General features: G+C 63.4%; 15 protein-coding genes and 1 pseudogene. 7 read left to right on the top strand and 9 right to left on the bottom strand.

Annotation, left to right across the window (positions count from 1 at the left end; all coding sequences use genetic code 11):
* Positions 1-163 precede the first annotated feature (163 nt).
* Complete coding sequence (locus OW521_RS15490; RefSeq protein WP_268020507.1) at positions 164-763, top strand: GNAT family N-acetyltransferase; 600 nt, start codon at positions 164-166, stop codon at positions 761-763.
* Positions 764-820: 57 nt separating this feature from the next.
* On the opposite strand, the gene OW521_RS15495 is transcribed toward OW521_RS15490, so the two are convergent.
* The 6 genes from OW521_RS15495 to OW521_RS15520 all read right to left on the bottom strand — a co-directional run bounded on the left by OW521_RS15495 (position 821) and on the right by OW521_RS15520 (position 7177).
* Entirely contained in the window at positions 821-1948 is a 1128-nt protein-coding gene (locus OW521_RS15495) for a Gfo/Idh/MocA family protein (RefSeq protein ID WP_268020508.1), read from the bottom strand.
* The gene (locus OW521_RS15500) at positions 1945-2712 is read right to left on the bottom strand and encodes a ThuA domain-containing protein (RefSeq protein ID WP_268020509.1); all 768 of its coding nucleotides are present in this window, start codon (positions 2710-2712) and stop codon (positions 1945-1947) included. The genes OW521_RS15495 and OW521_RS15500 overlap by 4 nt, the downstream gene beginning before the upstream one ends.
* A 134-nt stretch (positions 2713-2846) precedes the next feature.
* Positions 2847-3731 carry a carbohydrate ABC transporter permease gene (locus OW521_RS15505; protein ID WP_442781163.1) on the bottom strand — a complete coding sequence of 295 codons (885 nt, stop codon included), beginning with the start codon at positions 3729-3731 and terminating at the stop codon, positions 2847-2849.
* Between the two features lie 7 nt (positions 3732-3738).
* Positions 3739-4749: a carbohydrate ABC transporter permease gene (locus OW521_RS15510; protein WP_268020510.1), complete on the bottom strand. Its 1011-nt coding sequence runs from the start codon at positions 4747-4749 to the stop codon at positions 3739-3741.
* A 10-nt stretch (positions 4750-4759) separates the two neighbouring features.
* Positions 4760-5995 carry a sugar ABC transporter substrate-binding protein gene (locus tag OW521_RS15515; protein ID WP_268020511.1) on the bottom strand — a complete coding sequence of 412 codons (1236 nt, stop codon included), beginning with the start codon at positions 5993-5995 and terminating at the stop codon, positions 4760-4762.
* Positions 5996-6154: 159 nt separating this feature from the next.
* The gene (locus OW521_RS15520; protein WP_268020512.1) at positions 6155-7177 is read right to left on the bottom strand and encodes a LacI family DNA-binding transcriptional regulator; all 1023 of its coding nucleotides are present in this window, start codon (positions 7175-7177) and stop codon (positions 6155-6157) included.
* Between the two features lie 337 nt (positions 7178-7514).
* Between OW521_RS15520 and OW521_RS15525 the strand changes: the two genes are divergently transcribed.
* From OW521_RS15525 to paaZ, 5 genes and pseudogenes are all read left to right on the top strand, one after another.
* A complete protein-coding gene (locus OW521_RS15525; RefSeq protein WP_268020513.1) occupies positions 7515-7961 on the top strand; it encodes a hypothetical protein in 447 nt (148 codons plus the stop codon).
* Positions 7962-8371: 410 nt separating this feature from the next.
* Positions 8372-8566, top strand: a pseudogene (locus OW521_RS24415) (DDE-type integrase/transposase/recombinase); the annotation flags it as partial.
* Positions 8567-8675: 109 nt separating this feature from the next.
* Positions 8676-8969 carry an integrase core domain-containing protein gene (locus OW521_RS15530; protein WP_268020514.1) on the top strand — a complete coding sequence of 98 codons (294 nt, stop codon included), beginning with the start codon at positions 8676-8678 and terminating at the stop codon, positions 8967-8969.
* Between the two features lie 89 nt (positions 8970-9058).
* Positions 9059-9820: a tyrosine-protein phosphatase gene (locus OW521_RS15535; RefSeq protein WP_268020515.1), complete on the top strand. Its 762-nt coding sequence runs from the start codon at positions 9059-9061 to the stop codon at positions 9818-9820.
* A gap of 206 nt (positions 9821-10026) precedes the next feature.
* The gene (gene paaZ / locus OW521_RS15540; protein ID WP_268020516.1) at positions 10027-12129 is read left to right on the top strand and encodes a phenylacetic acid degradation bifunctional protein PaaZ; all 2103 of its coding nucleotides are present in this window, start codon (positions 10027-10029) and stop codon (positions 12127-12129) included.
* 182 nt (positions 12130-12311) lie between these two features.
* On the opposite strand, the gene OW521_RS15545 is transcribed toward paaZ, so the two are convergent.
* Complete coding sequence (locus OW521_RS15545) at positions 12312-12632, bottom strand: GYD domain-containing protein (protein WP_268020517.1); 321 nt, start codon at positions 12630-12632, stop codon at positions 12312-12314.
* A 210-nt stretch (positions 12633-12842) separates the two neighbouring features.
* Between OW521_RS15545 and OW521_RS15550 the strand changes: the two genes are divergently transcribed.
* Positions 12843-13250, top strand: coding sequence for a VOC family protein (locus tag OW521_RS15550; protein WP_268020519.1), 408 nt, complete (start codon positions 12843-12845; stop codon positions 13248-13250).
* Between the two features lie 175 nt (positions 13251-13425).
* On the opposite strand, the gene OW521_RS15555 is transcribed toward OW521_RS15550, so the two are convergent.
* On the bottom strand, positions 13426-14028 hold the full coding sequence (locus tag OW521_RS15555) for a TetR/AcrR family transcriptional regulator (RefSeq protein ID WP_268020520.1): 603 nt from the start codon (positions 14026-14028) through the stop codon (positions 13426-13428).
* 53 nt (positions 14029-14081) lie between these two features.
* Positions 14082-15422: a phenylacetate--CoA ligase PaaK gene (gene paaK / locus OW521_RS15560; protein ID WP_268020521.1), complete on the bottom strand. Its 1341-nt coding sequence runs from the start codon at positions 15420-15422 to the stop codon at positions 14082-14084.

Raw genomic sequence — 15422 nt, forward strand, 5'->3', positions numbered from 1 at the left:
GGTTGCGGTGTCCTCATCGCCCCATCGTTGCAAATCCTGGAACGCCATTTTGAGTTATCCACAGGCACGCTCCTCGGAACCCCAACTGACTCGCAGTAGGTGTCGTTTTCAGGCCGCAAAACGACAACAAATGCGAGTCAGTTGGGTCGGTTAGGCTAGCCGGGTGACTCTCATTGCACCTGTAACCCTGGATGGCCGCTTCGTAACCTTGGAACCGCTGAGCCCCGAGCACCACGATGGCTTGGTGGACGCAGCCAAGGACGGCGAGTTGTGGAAGCTTTGGTACACCTCCGTGCCGTCGCCTGAACGAATGGCCGCGGAGATCGACCGCCGGCTCGCGCTGCAGGAGCAGGGATCGATGTTGCCATTCGCCACGCGGTTGAAGGCGAGCGGCAAGCTGATCGGCATGACCACCTACATGAACATCGACACCGCCACCCCGCGCGTCGAGATCGGCTCCACGTGGAACGCAGCCTCTGCACACGGCAGCGGCAGCAACCCCGATTCCAAGCTGTTGCTCCTCCACCACGCCTTCGAAACCCTCGGTTGCCCCGCCGTCGAATTCCGGACCCACTGGCTCAACCACCAATCGCGTGAGGCTATCGCGCGGCTGGGCGCCAAGCAGGACGGCGTGCTCCGCAACCACTCGCGCACGCTGGACGGAGTACTGCGCGACACAGTCGTGTTCTCCATTCTCGAACACGAATGGCCCGCCGTCCGTACCGGCCTCGAGTTCAGGCTCGCGAAGCGGCTCCCCATGTAGCCGGCAGTTGTTGTCGTTCTGAGCCTTCAAAACGACAACAACTGCGAGCTAGTTGGGTCAGCGGGGAGCAGGAGCCAAAGCGCCGCGGACCGAGGTCCAGGACTTGAGGACCTCCAGCACGTCCGGGTCGCGTTCCGTCAGGACGGCCTGGGAATACGATTCCTCAAGAAGCGCGTCCACGGAGATCCGGGTGCCGGTCGACGCGCTGAGCATGGCGGCTTCCACCATGGCCAGGCTCATGATGTTCTGGTGAACCTGGCCCATGGGGGTGCTTCCGTTGCGCAGGGCGGCCACGAAGTCACTCAGCGAGCCGGCGATCTCCTGCCCGGGATCATCGCTGTCTGCCCTGAGTGGGACCTCGATGGAATCCACGAGCGGTTCATTGTCGCCGTCCCACAGGACCGTGCCGTGTTCGCCGCTGATCCGCCACGCGGCGTTCCAGGAGGTCTCCTGGCCCGGGCTGCACCAGCTCCCGGTGAACACGAAGCGCTCCCCGCCGGTCATTTCGAAGATGGCGGTGGCCCCTGCATCGCCGCGGTACCAACTCCAAGCCGGGTTGTATTCCTCGCAGAACACCGAGACCGGATCTTCGTCGAGCAGGAAGCGGGCCATGTCGAACTGATGGATGGCCATGTCCAGCAGGAGCGGGTGGTCCATGGCATCCCGGAAACCACCGAAATGCGGAGCCTTGAAGAATTCCGCCGACATGATGCCCACAGTGCCGAGCGCCGAGGCGAGCCGTTTGGCTTCGAACAGGTGGCGGTTGTACCGGCGGGACTGGCTGACCATGAACAACTGGCCAGTGAGCTCCGACGCCGCGGCCAGCGAAAGCCCTTGGACTACGGTGGAGGCTACGGGCTTTTCGCCGAGCACTGGCAGTCCGGCAGCCAGCGCCTCAGTGGTCACCGGATGGTGGGCGACCGGAACGGTGACGTTGATGACCGCTTGGGCGCCGAAGTCGGACGCCAACTGTGCGGTCCCGGTGCCCACCGGCAGATCGGGAAGCCCGATAGCCGCCGCGCCGGCGCGGGCGGCGTCCAGATCCAGGTCAACGATGCCCGCGAGCTCCACGAGCGGCGACTCGTGCACCGTCCGAAGCCATGCGCGGCCCATGCCCCCGGCGCCGACGACGACGACGCGAAGGGGAGTGCCGTCGTCGGGAAGGGTGGCGAAAGGGGTGCTCATGCGTTGGCTCCCTGGTAGCTCTTGCCGTTGAAGAAGTCGTTGGTCTCATAGCGAAGGAGCTCCGGGTAGACGCGCTCCGGCCGGTCGGTGACCGCCCATTCGACGGCGTTGGAGATGACCCGGCGGACGTCCTTGTGGTGGTAGACCGGGTAGTCCTGGTCGCCGGGGCTGAAGAAGAAGATCTTTCCGTGGCCGCGGCGGAACGTGCAGCCGGAGCGGAATACTTCACCGCCGCTGAAGGAGCTGATAAAAACGAGTTCCTCGGGGGTGGGGATGTCGAAGAATTCGCCGTACATTTCCTGCTGCTCGATCACGATGGGGTGCGGCACGCCCTTGGTGATCGGGTGGGTGGGGTCCACAGTCCAGACGAGTTCGCGGTCCTGCTCGCTCCGCCAGCGCAGCGTGCACGACGTGCCCATGAGCTTAGTGAAGATCTTCGACCAGTGCCCGGAATGCAGCACGATCAGGCCCATGCCGGACAGGACGTGGCGGTGGACGCGCTCCACGATCTCGTCGTCGACGTCGCCGTGGGACATGTGCCCCCACCAGGTGAGGACGTCCGTGTTGGCGAGGACTTCTTCTGTGAGGCCGTGCTCGGGCTCGTCGAGGGTGGCGGTGCGGACGCTGGCCCTGGCGCCGAGGTTCTCCTCGATGCCGGCCTTCACTGCCCCGTGCATGCCTTCGGGGTACAGTCGGGCCACCAGTTCGTCGCGCTTTTCGTGCCGGTTTTCGCTCCAGACGGTCACGCGGATTGGTTCAGACATGGTTTCTCCTTGTTGACGAATTTGGTTTAGCGGTTAGCGCCCGACGGCGGTGCGGCGCCGCGGGCGGTGCGCGGCGCACCGGCGGTGGGTCCCGCCGTCGTGAACTGGCTACTTGAGTGCACTACTTGAGTGCACTACTTGACCGCACCGCCGGTTGTGCCCGCCGCGATGTACTTTTGCGCGGCGACCAGCAGGATGATTGCAGGGATGGAGGCTAGGACGGCCGTGGCCATGACCGAGCTCCAGTCGTTCACGTAGGCGCCGATGTACTGGAAGATTCCCAGGGTGACGGGCCGCACTGCCTCGGTGGTGGTCAGCGTCAGCGCGAACAGGAAGTCGCTCCACGTGAACAGGAATGTAAAGAGCCCCGCGGTGATCAGGGAGTTCCTGCTCAAGGGCACCACGATTGACCAAAAGGCCCTCAGGTACCCGGCGCCATCCACGCGCGCTGCCTCGATGACCGACGCTGGCATACCGTTCATGAAGGCCCTGATGATGAGGATCGCGAATGGGATGCCGTGGGAGGAATCTGCGAGGATCAGGCCCGGGATGGAATTGAGCAGGCCAAGATCGTTGTAGGCCGTGTACAACGCGTTGGCCACCACGATTCCGGGGATCATCTGGCTGATCAGGATCGCGAACAGGACCACCCCGGCACCTTCGACCTTGAAATAGGCCAAGGCGTAGGCCGCGGGTGCCGCGATGGCCAAGCTGAGGAGCACGCTGCCCAGCGAGATCACCAGGCTGGTGACCAGGTTCCCGCCCTGTTCGCTGATGGCCGTGGCATAGCCCGTGAAGTCCGGTTTCAGCGGCAGCCACGAGGTTTCAAGGGTGGTGCCGTTGGGCTGCAGCGAGGCGTTGATCATCCAGTACACGGGGAACAGCATGATGGCGAGGAAGAGGATGGCCAGGACCGTGTAGCCCCACTTTTTGGACGTGGGTCCGGGGTCTTTGGGTGCCGGTCCGGTTCTGTTGAGGGCAGGCGCCGAACGGCGGCTGGTGATTTTCGTCGTTGTCATGGTTTCCTCATTCATCGACGGATCGCCGGCTGGCCCGCAGGTACAGGACCGCGAAGACCAAGGAAATGACCACCAGGACATTGCCCAGCGCGGCGCCCTCGCCGAATTTGAACTCGTGGAAGGACAGATCGTAGGACTGGGTGGCGATGGTCTGGGTCGAGTTGGCGGGGCCGCCGTTGGTCAGGCCCAGGATGATGTCCAGCACCTTCAGGGTGTAGACGACGCCGAGCACCAGGACCACGCTCACCACCGGCCGCAGCATCGGCCAAGTGATGTGCCGGAACGCCTTCCAACCGGTGGCGCCGTCCAGGGAACCGGCCTCATAGAGCTCGTTGGGGATTTCCTGGAGGCCGCCGTAGAGGATGGTCAGATTGAACGGGATGCCGATCCAGATGTTCACTCCAACCACCGCGATCAGGGCCAGCGAAGTGCTGGTGAGCCAAGGAACGCCGGTGTCCACGATGTGCAACTGGCCCAGGAACCGGTTCAAGGCTCCGCTGTCCTTGTCCAAGATCCACCGCCACACGGCGCTGGAAACGATGAGCGGCAGCAGCCAGGGGAGCAGGAGCAGCGAACGGAGGATTCCGTTGAGCGGGAACCTGCGCTGGAAGAAGACCGCCAGCGCCAGCCCGATCACGAACTGGCCAGCTATCGAGCCGAGGGTGAACAGCACGGTGTTCACCAGCGACGTTGAAAACAACGACGACGACAGCACCTTTGCGTAGTTCGCAAACCCCACCCAGGGGGCCTCCCCCGTGAAGAACGTGGCGGTGGTGTAGTCCTGGAAGCTCATCACGACGTTCTTGACTACTGGGTAGCCGAAGAACAGGGCCATATAGATCACGGCGGGGACCAGGAACAGCCATTGGTAGATGCGCTCGCGGTGTTTGCGGCTGCGCCTGCGGGGCTTTAGTCCCGTCTCCCCTGGCGGGGTGGTGTCAGTCCCGGATTTTGCCCGCGAGTTGGCGCGTAGCTTGGCGCGCGACTTGGCCTGCGACAAATCAGTTGTGAGGGACATGTCCAACTGCTTACTGGCCTTGGGCTTGCTTCAGGGCGTCGGCAGGGGAGGCCTTGCCTGTCAGCGCAGTCTGGATGGCGGTGTAGATCTTAGTAGCCTGTGCTGGCCAACCCTCGCCTAGCTGGCCGGTGCGGGCGCGCGCGGTCTTGATGAGATCGGTGAAGGTGGCGAGCTTGGGGTTCTCGCTGGCGAACTTCGCGGCCAGCGTGGTCTTGGACGGGATGGTGTTGCGGACCTTGGCCATGCCTAGCTGGTTCTCGTCACTGTTCATGCAAGCGACTACTTCGGCGGCCTTGGCCTGGCGGGCTTTGCTCCCTGTCTGCGGGACCGTCCACACCTCGCCGCCAAGCGGGGCTACGGCCGTCTGGCTGGCGTCGCGGACCGGAATCTTCACGACCCCGTACTGCAGCGTGGTCTTCTTGTCGAGGGCCGGAATCTGCCAAGGGCCGTTGACCATCATGGCTGCCTTGCCGGCCATGAACTGGTCCTTGACGTCTGCCTGCGTCCAGTTCAGGGCGGAGGAGGACACGGATCCGTCCTTGACCAAGTCGGTCCAGAGCTGCAAGGCCTGCGCGGTCTCGGGGGTGTCGATGTTCTTCTCGTTGCCGCCGTTGGACCACATGACCGGAAGGAACTGCCACGTGCCTTCATAAGTGGGGTTGGCGTTGAACGCCAGGCCATACTGCTCACCCGAGGTGAGCTTGGTGGCTGCAGCCTTCAGCTCATCCCAGGTGGTCGGCGGCGTGACGCCGGCCTTGGCCAGGATGTCCTTGTTGTAGAAGAGAGCAATCGTGTTCACGGTGGGGGCGAGCCCGTACACCTTGTCCTTGTAAGTGCCAGCGCTCAGCACTCCGGGCGCGAAGTCGGTGGTGCTGATCTTGAAATCGGTCAAGGGTGCCAGAGCTCCCGTGGCGGCGATCTGCTGCAGGTCCGGGTTGTCGAGCATGAGCACGTCCGGCAACGTCTTGGAAGAGGACTGCTGGAGCACCTTCGAGATCAACGACTTGCCTGGCACGGTTTCGCGTTTGATGGCGACGCCGGCCTTGGTGCCGCACGCCGTCAGCGCGTCGCCGATAAATGACTTGTCCGGCTCGTTGTTGTAGTAATCCATGACGGAGATTTCCTTCACGGCTTCCGTGGAAGAGGCGGAGGCGGTGGTACCGCAACCCGAGATGGCGAGCGGGAGGCCGACCAGTGCTGCCACGGCCAGGGCGAGCGGGCGGCGTGTCGTGATAGCTGACTTCATTGTCTGTTCCTTTGTTCGTGGATAGGGGAGTTGGTGGAAGCTACTTTGTTGGTAGGAATCGAATCATCGATGCGTATCGACGATGGTGAAACTAAAGCGGCTGAAACGAAAGGGTGGGGCAGGCGTTCGGGTGAGAGGTCGGTGGTGAGACGGGGTCGTTCAGGCGCCGCGGGCTGGGCGGAGCGTGCTGGAACGGTGAGTGATGACCGTTGGCACCAACTCCAGGGATTCGTGTGGTCCCTGGGAGTCGGCTTCGAGGAGCTGGCACATGATTTTCACGGCGCGGCGGGATACTTCTCCGGGCCGCAGATCGATGGTGGAAAGCGGAATGGGCTGGAGTTCGGCAAGGGTGGGGGACGCGCTGCCGATCACGGAGACGTCAATGCCGGGGGTCAAGCCGCGGCTACTCAAGATGCGGCGCAGAATGTCCTGGATTGTGCGATCGGGGGCGATGAATGCTGGCTTACCTGTGGTGCTGGCGAGGGCTTTGTCGACCGATTCGGAGATGGTGGCGTGGTCGATCCCGCCGGGAAGATGGAGCACGGTCACGCCAAGGGTTTTGGCCGCAACATCCGTGCCATGCAGGAACCGGTCAACGTAGTTCACATGCCGGTCCATCACTGCAGGCTGCCAATCAAGGACGGAAATCACCGAGTGGCCAGCTGCCGCAAGATCCCGGACGCAATGCTCCCCGGCCATTTCGAAGTCGGCGTCGATGCAGACCAGTCCGGACGGATCGCGGGGGATGCCGATCAGCACCACCGGGACGTTCAGGCTGCGGGCCACGGGGAGGCGCTCGTCCTCGTCCTCAACCTGCATGAGGATCAGGCCGTCGCAGATCTGCTGCCCGACGACTCGGCGCAGTCCGGCGGCGCCTTCATCGTCGGTGACCAAGAGAATGTCGTGGTCGTATTGCCGGGCCGAGTTGGCAATAACCGAGACGAATTCCATGATCGATCCCATTTCGAGCTCTGGGATGAACGGAATGACCAGACCGATGACTCTGGTTTTGCGGCTTGCCAAGGCTCTGGCACCTGCATTGGGCTGGTACGTCAACTGGTCAATGGCGGCCTCGACCTTTTTCCGGGTCTTCTCGGAAATGGGCCGCTTACCGCTGAGCACATACGAAACGGTGCTTTGGGCTACCCCGGCCGCTTGGGCGACATCCTTGCTGGTGGGCACTTCCAGGCCTCCTTGCCGGGTGCGGTGTTTGGTCCGATGCCTGATTCTGCGTCGTCGATACGCATCGTCGATGCGTATCGAGGAAAAGTATGACATAAGTCACGTAGGGCGCGCAAGACCCGACCCTCGCTCACGTATATCGGCTTTTTGCGCGACCCTCGCTCACGTCATCTGCAGGAGCGTTGGCCGGGAGGGGTTGATATCTGCGGGAGGGTTGGCGGGGAGGCCGACGTTCCAAACCCTCGCTCACGTATATCGGCTTTTTGCCCTGTGTGTCAGGCTCTTGTGTGACAGGTTTTCTGTCGGCAGGAGTCCGGCGTATGGGTCGGGGAAGGCCATGATGGACTTTGCTGTCCCTGCCCGCCAGTCGAATCGCCACTTCACAGTTGGCGAGAAAAACGCGATTCTGGATGAACACGAGAAATGCCTTGAAATGGGTTCGAAGGCCGCTCTGGCCCGGGCCATCGGAATCCGGGCAGCTCTGATCCGGCAATGGGCACGCGCCCGGGAATCCGGTGAACTGCCTTCGGTGAGTGACCCAACTAAGGAGGATCAGCGATTGAGCGCCGGAGACAAGCGACAACTCGAACGAGTCCTCAAGGAGAACGAGATTCTCAAAGCCAAGCTGGCCCGCTCCGAGGCCGCGGTGGACATCTTGGGAAAAGCTTCCGCGCTCTTGGACGCCATGGCCAAGAGCGCGGCGGCGACCGAACCGCAACTGGAAGCGCCGGAGCCGGGGCGCCCGGAGTGGTTGATGCCAAAGCCTGGAAAACCATCGCCCTGACCTTCGCTGGGAAACTGGTGACAGCCGGCTGGTCGGCAGTGAGAGCCTGTACGTTGGTAGGCCTGCACCGTACCACCTGGTACCGGCACCTGACCCCGCCAACCCCGGCCGGGATCACCGTCCCGCACGCCGAGCGTGACTACCCGAACCGGATCACGACGGCCGAGGCCGACGAGTTCATGGAACGGCTCAACTCCGAGGAATACGCGGACCTCTCGGTCACCCAGGCCTACTACCGGATGCTGGACGCGGGCTACTGCCCGTTCTCGATCGCGGCAGCGCACCGGATCGTGGCCCGGCACGGGCAGAACGGAGACCGCCGCGAACAACGCCCTGGTACCGGCCCCAAACGGGCTAAGCCCGTCCATACGGCGACGGCTCCAAACCAGCTCTGGAGCTGGGACATCACCATGCTCCACGGCCCTGGCAAACACACCTATAAGCTCTACACGATCATGGATGTGTTCTCCCGAAAGGTCGTTGGCCACCGCATCGAATACACCGAAACGGCCGCTCTCGCCTCGGCCCTGATCCGGGACGCCGTCGCCGGCAACAGGCACACACCCGCAGTGCTCCACGCAGACAACGGGGCCCCGATGCGGGCAGGCACCAGGTTAGAACTTGCCCGCGATTTGGGCATCACTTTGTCCTACTCCCGGCCCCGGGTCTCCGATGACAACCCGTACTCGGAGTCCCTGTTCAGAACCGTGAAATATGACTTGGATTTCCCCAGACGGGTTCCAGGACCTCCAGCACGCGCGGGAGCACTTGGCGGCGTTCTTCACCGGCTACAACACCCACCACCGCCACAGCGGACTGAACTACTACACCCCGGACACCGTCCACGACGGACTGGTACAACAAGCAAGCCGGCAGCGCCAAGAAACACTCGATGCCTGCTACGCCCGCAACCCGCACCGATACCGCAACAAGCCTGCCGCGCCAGGAGTCCCACCCGTAGCCGGCATCAACCACAAAGCAACCAACCCGCTGTCACAAACAGCTTGATAAATACCGTTTGCGCGACCCTCTCTCACGTATGTCGGCTTCCTCGGAGACCCTCGCTCACATCCGGGTCGTGTGGTTAGCTGTCCGGTATGGATGGGATCTCAACCGCCGCCAAGCAACGAGGCGTCCATTGGGACGGTGCCGTGAACGCCTGGCGCATCGCGGGAAGCGTGTACCGGATGGGCAGGCGGGAATGGCTCACCGAAGCTGGTTGGCAGGAGATGTACGACGACGGCATCCGCACCGTGATCGACTTGCGGACCGCGCGTGAGCAGCAGCCCAGGGAGGTCGATCCCGTGGTATCCGAGGAGGCGACGGCGCGCTTCGACATCGTCCATTGCCCCACTGAGGACCCGGCGAACGAAGATTTCACCGCCCTCTTTGGCCCGTACCTGAAAGACCCTGCGCACTACGCCGACTATCTGCGGCTCTTCTCGGACAACATCGCCGCGGTCTTCAAGGCCATCGCCGCGGCGACAGGCGGGGTAGTGGTGCATTGCGCGGCTGGGCGGGACCGCAGCGGAGTCATCGCCGTGATGCTGCAGAACCTGGCAGGGGCAAGCGACGAGGAAATCGTGCGTGGTTACCAGCGGGGGATGCGCGGTATCAACGAGCGCCATCGCTACCATCGCGCCCCTCATGCCCATGATGCCTTTCTCGAGGAAGATGCACTTGAAGCCATGCTGGCATCACGCAGCGTGAGCCTTTTGGAATTCGCGCATTCCCTGGACTCCCAAGCTTTCCTCGCGGCGAACGGCGTCTCGAAAGCCGAAATCTCGGCCATTCGTACCAAGCTCGGGAGCCGGACGGACCAGCGGGAGGTGGCCACGCGCCGTCGTGACCTTCTTTGATGTCGGAAAGCGTTTACGACACGGCGAGTCCCGTCGTTCCGGCGCAAAATCACAGCAAACAGGGTCAGGAAGGGCGTAGTCCGGCAAAGCATCTAGTGTACAGACCGGGGCTCTCATGTATTCTGGGGATATTACCGAACGGCCGGTCAGTAATTTGCGGCCGTTCAGTCCATTTCGTGCCCGTGCCTTGGAAGGACCCGTCGACGATGACCAGTACCGCAGTCGCTCCGGAAGCCACAGTTGTTGAAACCGTGCCCAGTTTCGTCCAGGGCGAATGGTGGACCCCCAGCGCAGACGCCTCCGCCGGCGTACCCGTGCGCGACGCCAGCACCGGCGAGGTCCTCGCAATGGTCAACACCGACGGACTGGACCTTGCCGGCGTCGTGAACTATGGCCGAACGGTGGGCCAGCGCGAGCTCGGCAAGCTCACCTTCCACCAGCGAGCCCTCAAGCTCAAGGAGCTGGCCCAGTACCTCAACGGCCGCCGCGAGGAGTTCTACACCTCCTCCTTCAAGACCGGAGCCACCAAGATCGACTCAATGGTGGACATCGACGGCGGCATCGGCGTGCTCTTCACCTTTGGCTCGAAGGGCCGCCGTGAACTGCCAAACTCGCAGGTTGTCGTGGACGGGCCCATGGAAATCCTGTCCAAAGATGGCTCCTTCGCCGGCGAGCACATCTACACGCGTATCCCGGGGGTCGCCGCGCAGATCAACGCCTTCAACTTCCCAGTGTGGGGAATGCTCGAGAAGTTCGCGCCTGCATTCCTGGCCGGCGTCCCCACCATCGTCAAGCCGGCTACCCCGACCGGTTACGTTGCCGCCGTCGTCGTCAAGGCAATCGTGGAGTCCGGGATCCTGCCGGAAGGCTCGCTGCAGCTCATCTCGGGATCCGTCAGGAACCTGCTGGACCATCTCGATTACCGCGACATTCTGGCCTTCACCGGCTCTGCCTCCACCGCCAACTCGCTGAAGTCCCACGTCAACGTGGTCCAGGGTGGCGTCCGCTTCACTTCAGAAACCGACTCGCTCAACGCCGCCATCCTCGGACCAGACGCCGTGCCCGGCACTCCCGAATTCGACGCTTTCATCAAGTCTGTCGTCACCGAAATGACGGTCAAGGCCGGCCAGAAGTGCACCTCGATCCGCCGCACCATCGTGCCCCAGGACCTGGTGTCCGACGTCGTCTCCGCCATCGGCGCGCGGGTGGACGAGCGCGTCGTGGTCGGTGACCCCCGCGCGGAGGGCGTCACGATGGGCGCCCTCGCGTCCCTTGAGCAGCTCGCCGACGTTCGCGCCGCAGTGCAGTCCATGCTCGACGCCGGTGGCGAGCTTGCGTACGGGACGCTCGATTCGCCGTCGGTCACCTCGCTCGACGGCACCGTTGGTGTCGTCGAGGACGGAGCGTTCATGTCGCCGGTCGTCCTGAGTTGGGCTGACGTGGACTCGGAAGCTGTCCACTCGCTCGAGGCGTTCGGTCCGGTGTCGTCCGTGATCGGGTATGCGGACCTCGACGACGCCGTCCGCCTCGCCGCCCGCGGTGGCGGCTCCCTGGTGGCTTCCGTATGCACCAACGATCCCGCGGTTGCCAGGGAATTGGTAACCGGAATCGCGGCGCACCACGGGCGAGTCCTGATGCTCAACCGCGAGGACGCCCGGTCGTCAACCGGGCACGGTTCGCCCGTGCCGCACCTGGTCCACGGCGGACCGGGCCGCGCCGGTGGTGGCGAAGAGCTCGGCGGTATCCGCTCCGTCATGCACCATATGCAGCGCACCGCCATTCAAGGCTCGCCGAACATGCTCACTGCCGTGACCGGCGTCTGGCACGCAGGCGCGGACCGCAACTTTACGGTGGAGACCGAAGGAACGCACCCGTTCCGGAAGTCCCTGGCGACTTTGCGGATCGGCGACGCCGTGCGATCCGGACTGCGGCAAGTCACGCTCGAAGACATCACCGCCTTCGCCAACTCCACGGGCGACACCTTCTACGCCCACACCAACCAGGAAGCTGCGGAGGCCAACCCGTTCTTCCCGGGAATCGTGGCACACGGATACCTGCTGCTGAGCTGGGCCGCCGGGCTGTTCGTGGAGCCCGCTCCCGGTCCCGTCCTGGCCAACTACGGCCTGGAGAACCTGCGCTTCATCACTCCCGTGGCCGCCGGGGATTCGATCCGCGTCACCCTGACAGCCAAGAAGATCACCCCGCGCGAAACCGACGAATACGGCGAAGTAGCCTGGGACGCCGTCCTTACCAACCAGAACGACGAAATCGTCGCCACTTACGACGTCCTGACCCTCGTGGAGAAGTAACTTTCCCCTTCCCCTCCGGACGCTCGCTCACGTTTGTGGGTGTTTTGGCGGACGCTCGCTCACGTTTGTGGGTGTTTGGCCCGGCGCTCGCTCACTTGTGCTGCATGTGAGGAACGCTCCCCACCGATGGGGAGCGTTCCGTGTCTGAGCCGGAGGGAATCCCTCCGGCCGGCTGGTTGGTTCTATTGCCCTGGAGCGCGGTATGTCGGGGTCTTCTTGGCAGCTTCGTCGAGATCCTCAACCGTCATGAGCGGCTTCAAATGCAGGCGCACAGCACCTGTCGCGTTGATCATGAGTGAGAGGGCGGCAGCGCTAGCCGCGTCCGGGATTTCGAACACCCCGACGACGTCGGTCTCCCCGAAAGCGTAGTAGAAACATTCGAGCGATCCGTCTACGGATTTGAGTGAATTGACCACAGCATCGCGGCGCATGGTGCCGCCCTCGCGCAACAGCCCCTTGATTCCGTCGCCTACGTAGTTTGCTTCGAATAGATATTTGGTCATTGTCTTCCCATCCCGTGATGTCCAGGACTCGGGCCTCCTAAGGTGCTCCCATCACCCGTTGAGGGAAGGTCCCGGAGTTGTTCCCCTGCGAGGGGGCTGTGGACATAGTAGGCCGGGGTCGTCGCCCTGACAACGGTCTAGGCTAACGCTCGCTCACAAGTTCTTTCCGACCTCGTCCGGCGTAAGATTTTCAGCGTAGGAGGTGGCGAAGTGAACCTAGCACTCAGAACAGCCACAACCGTCTTGCCTGTCGATGACGTAGCCCGAGCCCGCAGCTTTTACGCGGAGAAGCTCGGCCTCCCGCACCGCGGCATGACGTGGGATGGAAATGATTTGTTCGGTATCGGCGGCGGCCCCTTGCTGCAGCTGAACCCCATCAAGGACGGCATACACTCATCGCATACTGTCCTTTCCTTTGAAGTCAGTGACATCGAGCGGACGGTCGAGGAAATGGAGGCCAGCGGAGTCGAATTCCAGGACTACGACCTCCCGGACCTCAAGACCGAACACCACATCTGTACAACAAGTGCGGACCGGTGCGCTTGGTTCATGGACACGGAAAACAACATCCTATGCGTCCATGAAAGCCTGGGCGTCCAGGCCGAATACCAGCTCTGATCGGCTGAAAGCACTCACGGCGACCAAGCGGAACCCTGCTTCACTTTTAGTGAAGGAGGGTTCCGTCATTTGGCCTCGGATATGAGCGAGCGTCGGTCGGAAGTGCCGCAGATGTGAGCGAGCGTCGGGAGGGGAGGAGGGTGTCGGTGAGGGGAGGAAGGGGGCAGGACGAGCCCTACGCCGAGGCGTGGAGGCCGTCGAACGCCATGGTGATGACGTCGTCGGCCAGGCGCTGAGGGGAGAGTGATCCGCCCGGTTTGTACCACTCCACGATCGAGTTGATGGTGCCGAACAGGAGCCGGGTCACGGTGCGGGGATCGATGTCCTGGCGCAGCGAGCCTTCTTCGCGGGCGGCCGAGATCAGCGCGGCCACCTTGTGGTCGAAAGCACGACGACGTTCCAGGGCATCGCGCTCGATCTCCGTGTTGCCGCGGAGCCGCAGAAGCAGGGTGACGAACGGCAGCCGCTCCACCAATACGGCGATGGTCTGCCGCAGCACGAATTCCAGGCGTGCGTCGGCCGCCCCAGTAACAGCCTCGGGTTGATCCAGGATGGCCTCAAGCCCTCCCAGCGCGTGTTCCAGGGCGAGCTTCAAGAGGTCGCCCTTGGACGGCACGTGGTGGTAGATGGCCGACTTTGAGATGCCGAGGTTTTCGGCCAGAATGCCCATGGACGTGGCGTCGTAACCGTGGCGGTTGAAGACGTCGACGGCGATGAGCAGCACTGATTGCTGGTCGTATCCGGGGCGTCCCCGCTTGGTTACTGTTTCACTAGGCATGCTGGCCATTTTCTCATGAACGGTCGGTTGATTCGTGCACCCGCCCAGCCAAGTTACCTCTTGGGTCGCATGTCGTAGACGCGGCGCAGCTTGCCGTTGGAGCGCTCAAGCGAACCCGGTTCCACCACATCAACCACGCACGAAGAACCCACGTGGATCTTGATCTGTTCGCGCAAGGCGTGTGCCGCCGTCGTACCCGCCTCGACGGAAACGTTCTCTCGGCGCTCAATCTTGACCGTCAGCGAATCCATGCGCTTGCCCTCGGGGCGGGTGAGCTCGAGCTGGAAGTGCGGGCTGAGCTCGGGGATGCGCAGGGCGATTTCCTCGATCTGCGACGGGAAGAGGTTCACGCCGCGCAGGATGATCATGTCGTCACTGCGGCCGGTGATGCGGCCCATGCGGCGGTGCGCGGGGCGGGCGGTGCCGGGCAGCAGGCGGGTGAGATCCTTGGTGCGGTACCGGATGATCGGCAGCGCTTCCTTGGTGAGCGAGGTGAAGACGAGTTCGCCCGGTTCGCCGTCGGCCAGCACGGCGCTTTCCCCGCGGGAGGGGTCGAACGGATCGATGATCTCGGGGCGGAAGTGGTCCTCCCAGATGTGGCAGCCGTCCTGGGTCTCAACGGCTTCCCCGGCGACGCCCGGACCCATGACCTCGGATAGGCCGTAGATGTCGCAGGCCTTGATGTTCATGATGGTTTCGAGCTCGTGGCGCATTTCCTCGGTCCACGGTTCGGCGCCGAGCACCGCGTACTTGAGCGAGGTCGACGCCGGATCCACACCCATGTGTGCCATGGCGTCGGCGATGGTCAGCAAGTAGGTGGGCGTTGCCAGGATCGCGTCCGGCTTGAAGTCCTGGATCAGCTGGATCTGGCGTTCGGTCTGGCCGCCGGACATCGGAATGACGGTGCAGCCCAACGCTTCGGCCCCCGCATGGGCGCCCAGGCCGCCGGTGAACAGGCCGTAGCCGTAGGCGTTGTGGACCTTCATGCCGGGACGGACTCCCGAGGCGCGGAGCGAGCGCGCCACCAAGGTGGCCCAGTTGGCGAGGTCGTTTTTGGTGTACCCGACGACGGTCGGCCGGCCTGTTGTGCCCGAGCTCGCGTGGACGCGGGCTACTTCGTTTTGCGGCACGGCGAACATGCCGAAGGGGTATTCCTGGCGGAGGTCTTCCTTGGTGGTGTACGGGAACTTGCCGAGATCGGACAGTTCGCGGAGGTCCGTGGGGTGGACGCCGGCGTCGTCGAACTTGCGCTTGTATAGCGGGACGCGATCGTAGGCGTACGCCACAGTGTGCTGGAGGCGGCTGAGCTGTAGGGCCTCGAGCTCGTCGCGGGAGATGGTTTCTTCGCGGTCCAGTACGGGTGCGTCAGGAGCGGCGACGGTGTTCTGTGTCAT

This window comes from Arthrobacter sp. MMS18-M83 (assembly GCF_026683955.1).
Classification (GTDB): Bacteria; Actinomycetota; Actinomycetes; order Actinomycetales; family Micrococcaceae; genus Arthrobacter.

What these genes read in the sequence shown, in the direction of transcription:
- OW521_RS15495 (WP_268020508.1), bottom strand. Translation starts at nt 1,948, where the DNA reads ATGAGCACCCCTTTCGCCACCCTTCCCGACGACGGCACTCCCCTTCGC.
- OW521_RS15500 (WP_268020509.1), bottom strand. Translation starts at nt 2,712, where the DNA reads ATGTCTGAACCAATCCGCGTGACCGTCTGGAGCGAAAACCGGCACGAA.
- OW521_RS15505 (WP_442781163.1), bottom strand. Translation starts at nt 3,731, where the DNA reads ATGACAACGACGAAAATCACCAGCCGCCGTTCGGCGCCTGCCCTCAAC.
- OW521_RS15510 (WP_268020510.1), bottom strand. Translation starts at nt 4,749, where the DNA reads ATGTCCCTCACAACTGATTTGTCGCAGGCCAAGTCGCGCGCCAAGCTA.
- OW521_RS15515 (WP_268020511.1), bottom strand. Translation starts at nt 5,995, where the DNA reads ATGAAGTCAGCTATCACGACACGCCGCCCGCTCGCCCTGGCCGTGGCA.
- OW521_RS15525 (WP_268020513.1), top strand. Translation starts at nt 7,515, where the DNA reads ATGATGGACTTTGCTGTCCCTGCCCGCCAGTCGAATCGCCACTTCACA.
- OW521_RS15530 (WP_268020514.1), top strand. Translation starts at nt 8,676, where the DNA reads ATGACTTGGATTTCCCCAGACGGGTTCCAGGACCTCCAGCACGCGCGG.
- OW521_RS15535 (WP_268020515.1), top strand. Translation starts at nt 9,059, where the DNA reads ATGGATGGGATCTCAACCGCCGCCAAGCAACGAGGCGTCCATTGGGAC.
- paaZ (WP_268020516.1), top strand. Translation starts at nt 10,027, where the DNA reads ATGACCAGTACCGCAGTCGCTCCGGAAGCCACAGTTGTTGAAACCGTG.
- OW521_RS15545 (WP_268020517.1), bottom strand. Translation starts at nt 12,632, where the DNA reads ATGACCAAATATCTATTCGAAGCAAACTACGTAGGCGACGGAATCAAG.
- OW521_RS15555 (WP_268020520.1), bottom strand. Translation starts at nt 14,028, where the DNA reads ATGCCTAGTGAAACAGTAACCAAGCGGGGACGCCCCGGATACGACCAG.
- paaK (WP_268020521.1), bottom strand. Translation starts at nt 15,422, where the DNA reads ATGACACAGAACACCGTCGCCGCTCCTGACGCACCCGTACTGGACCGC.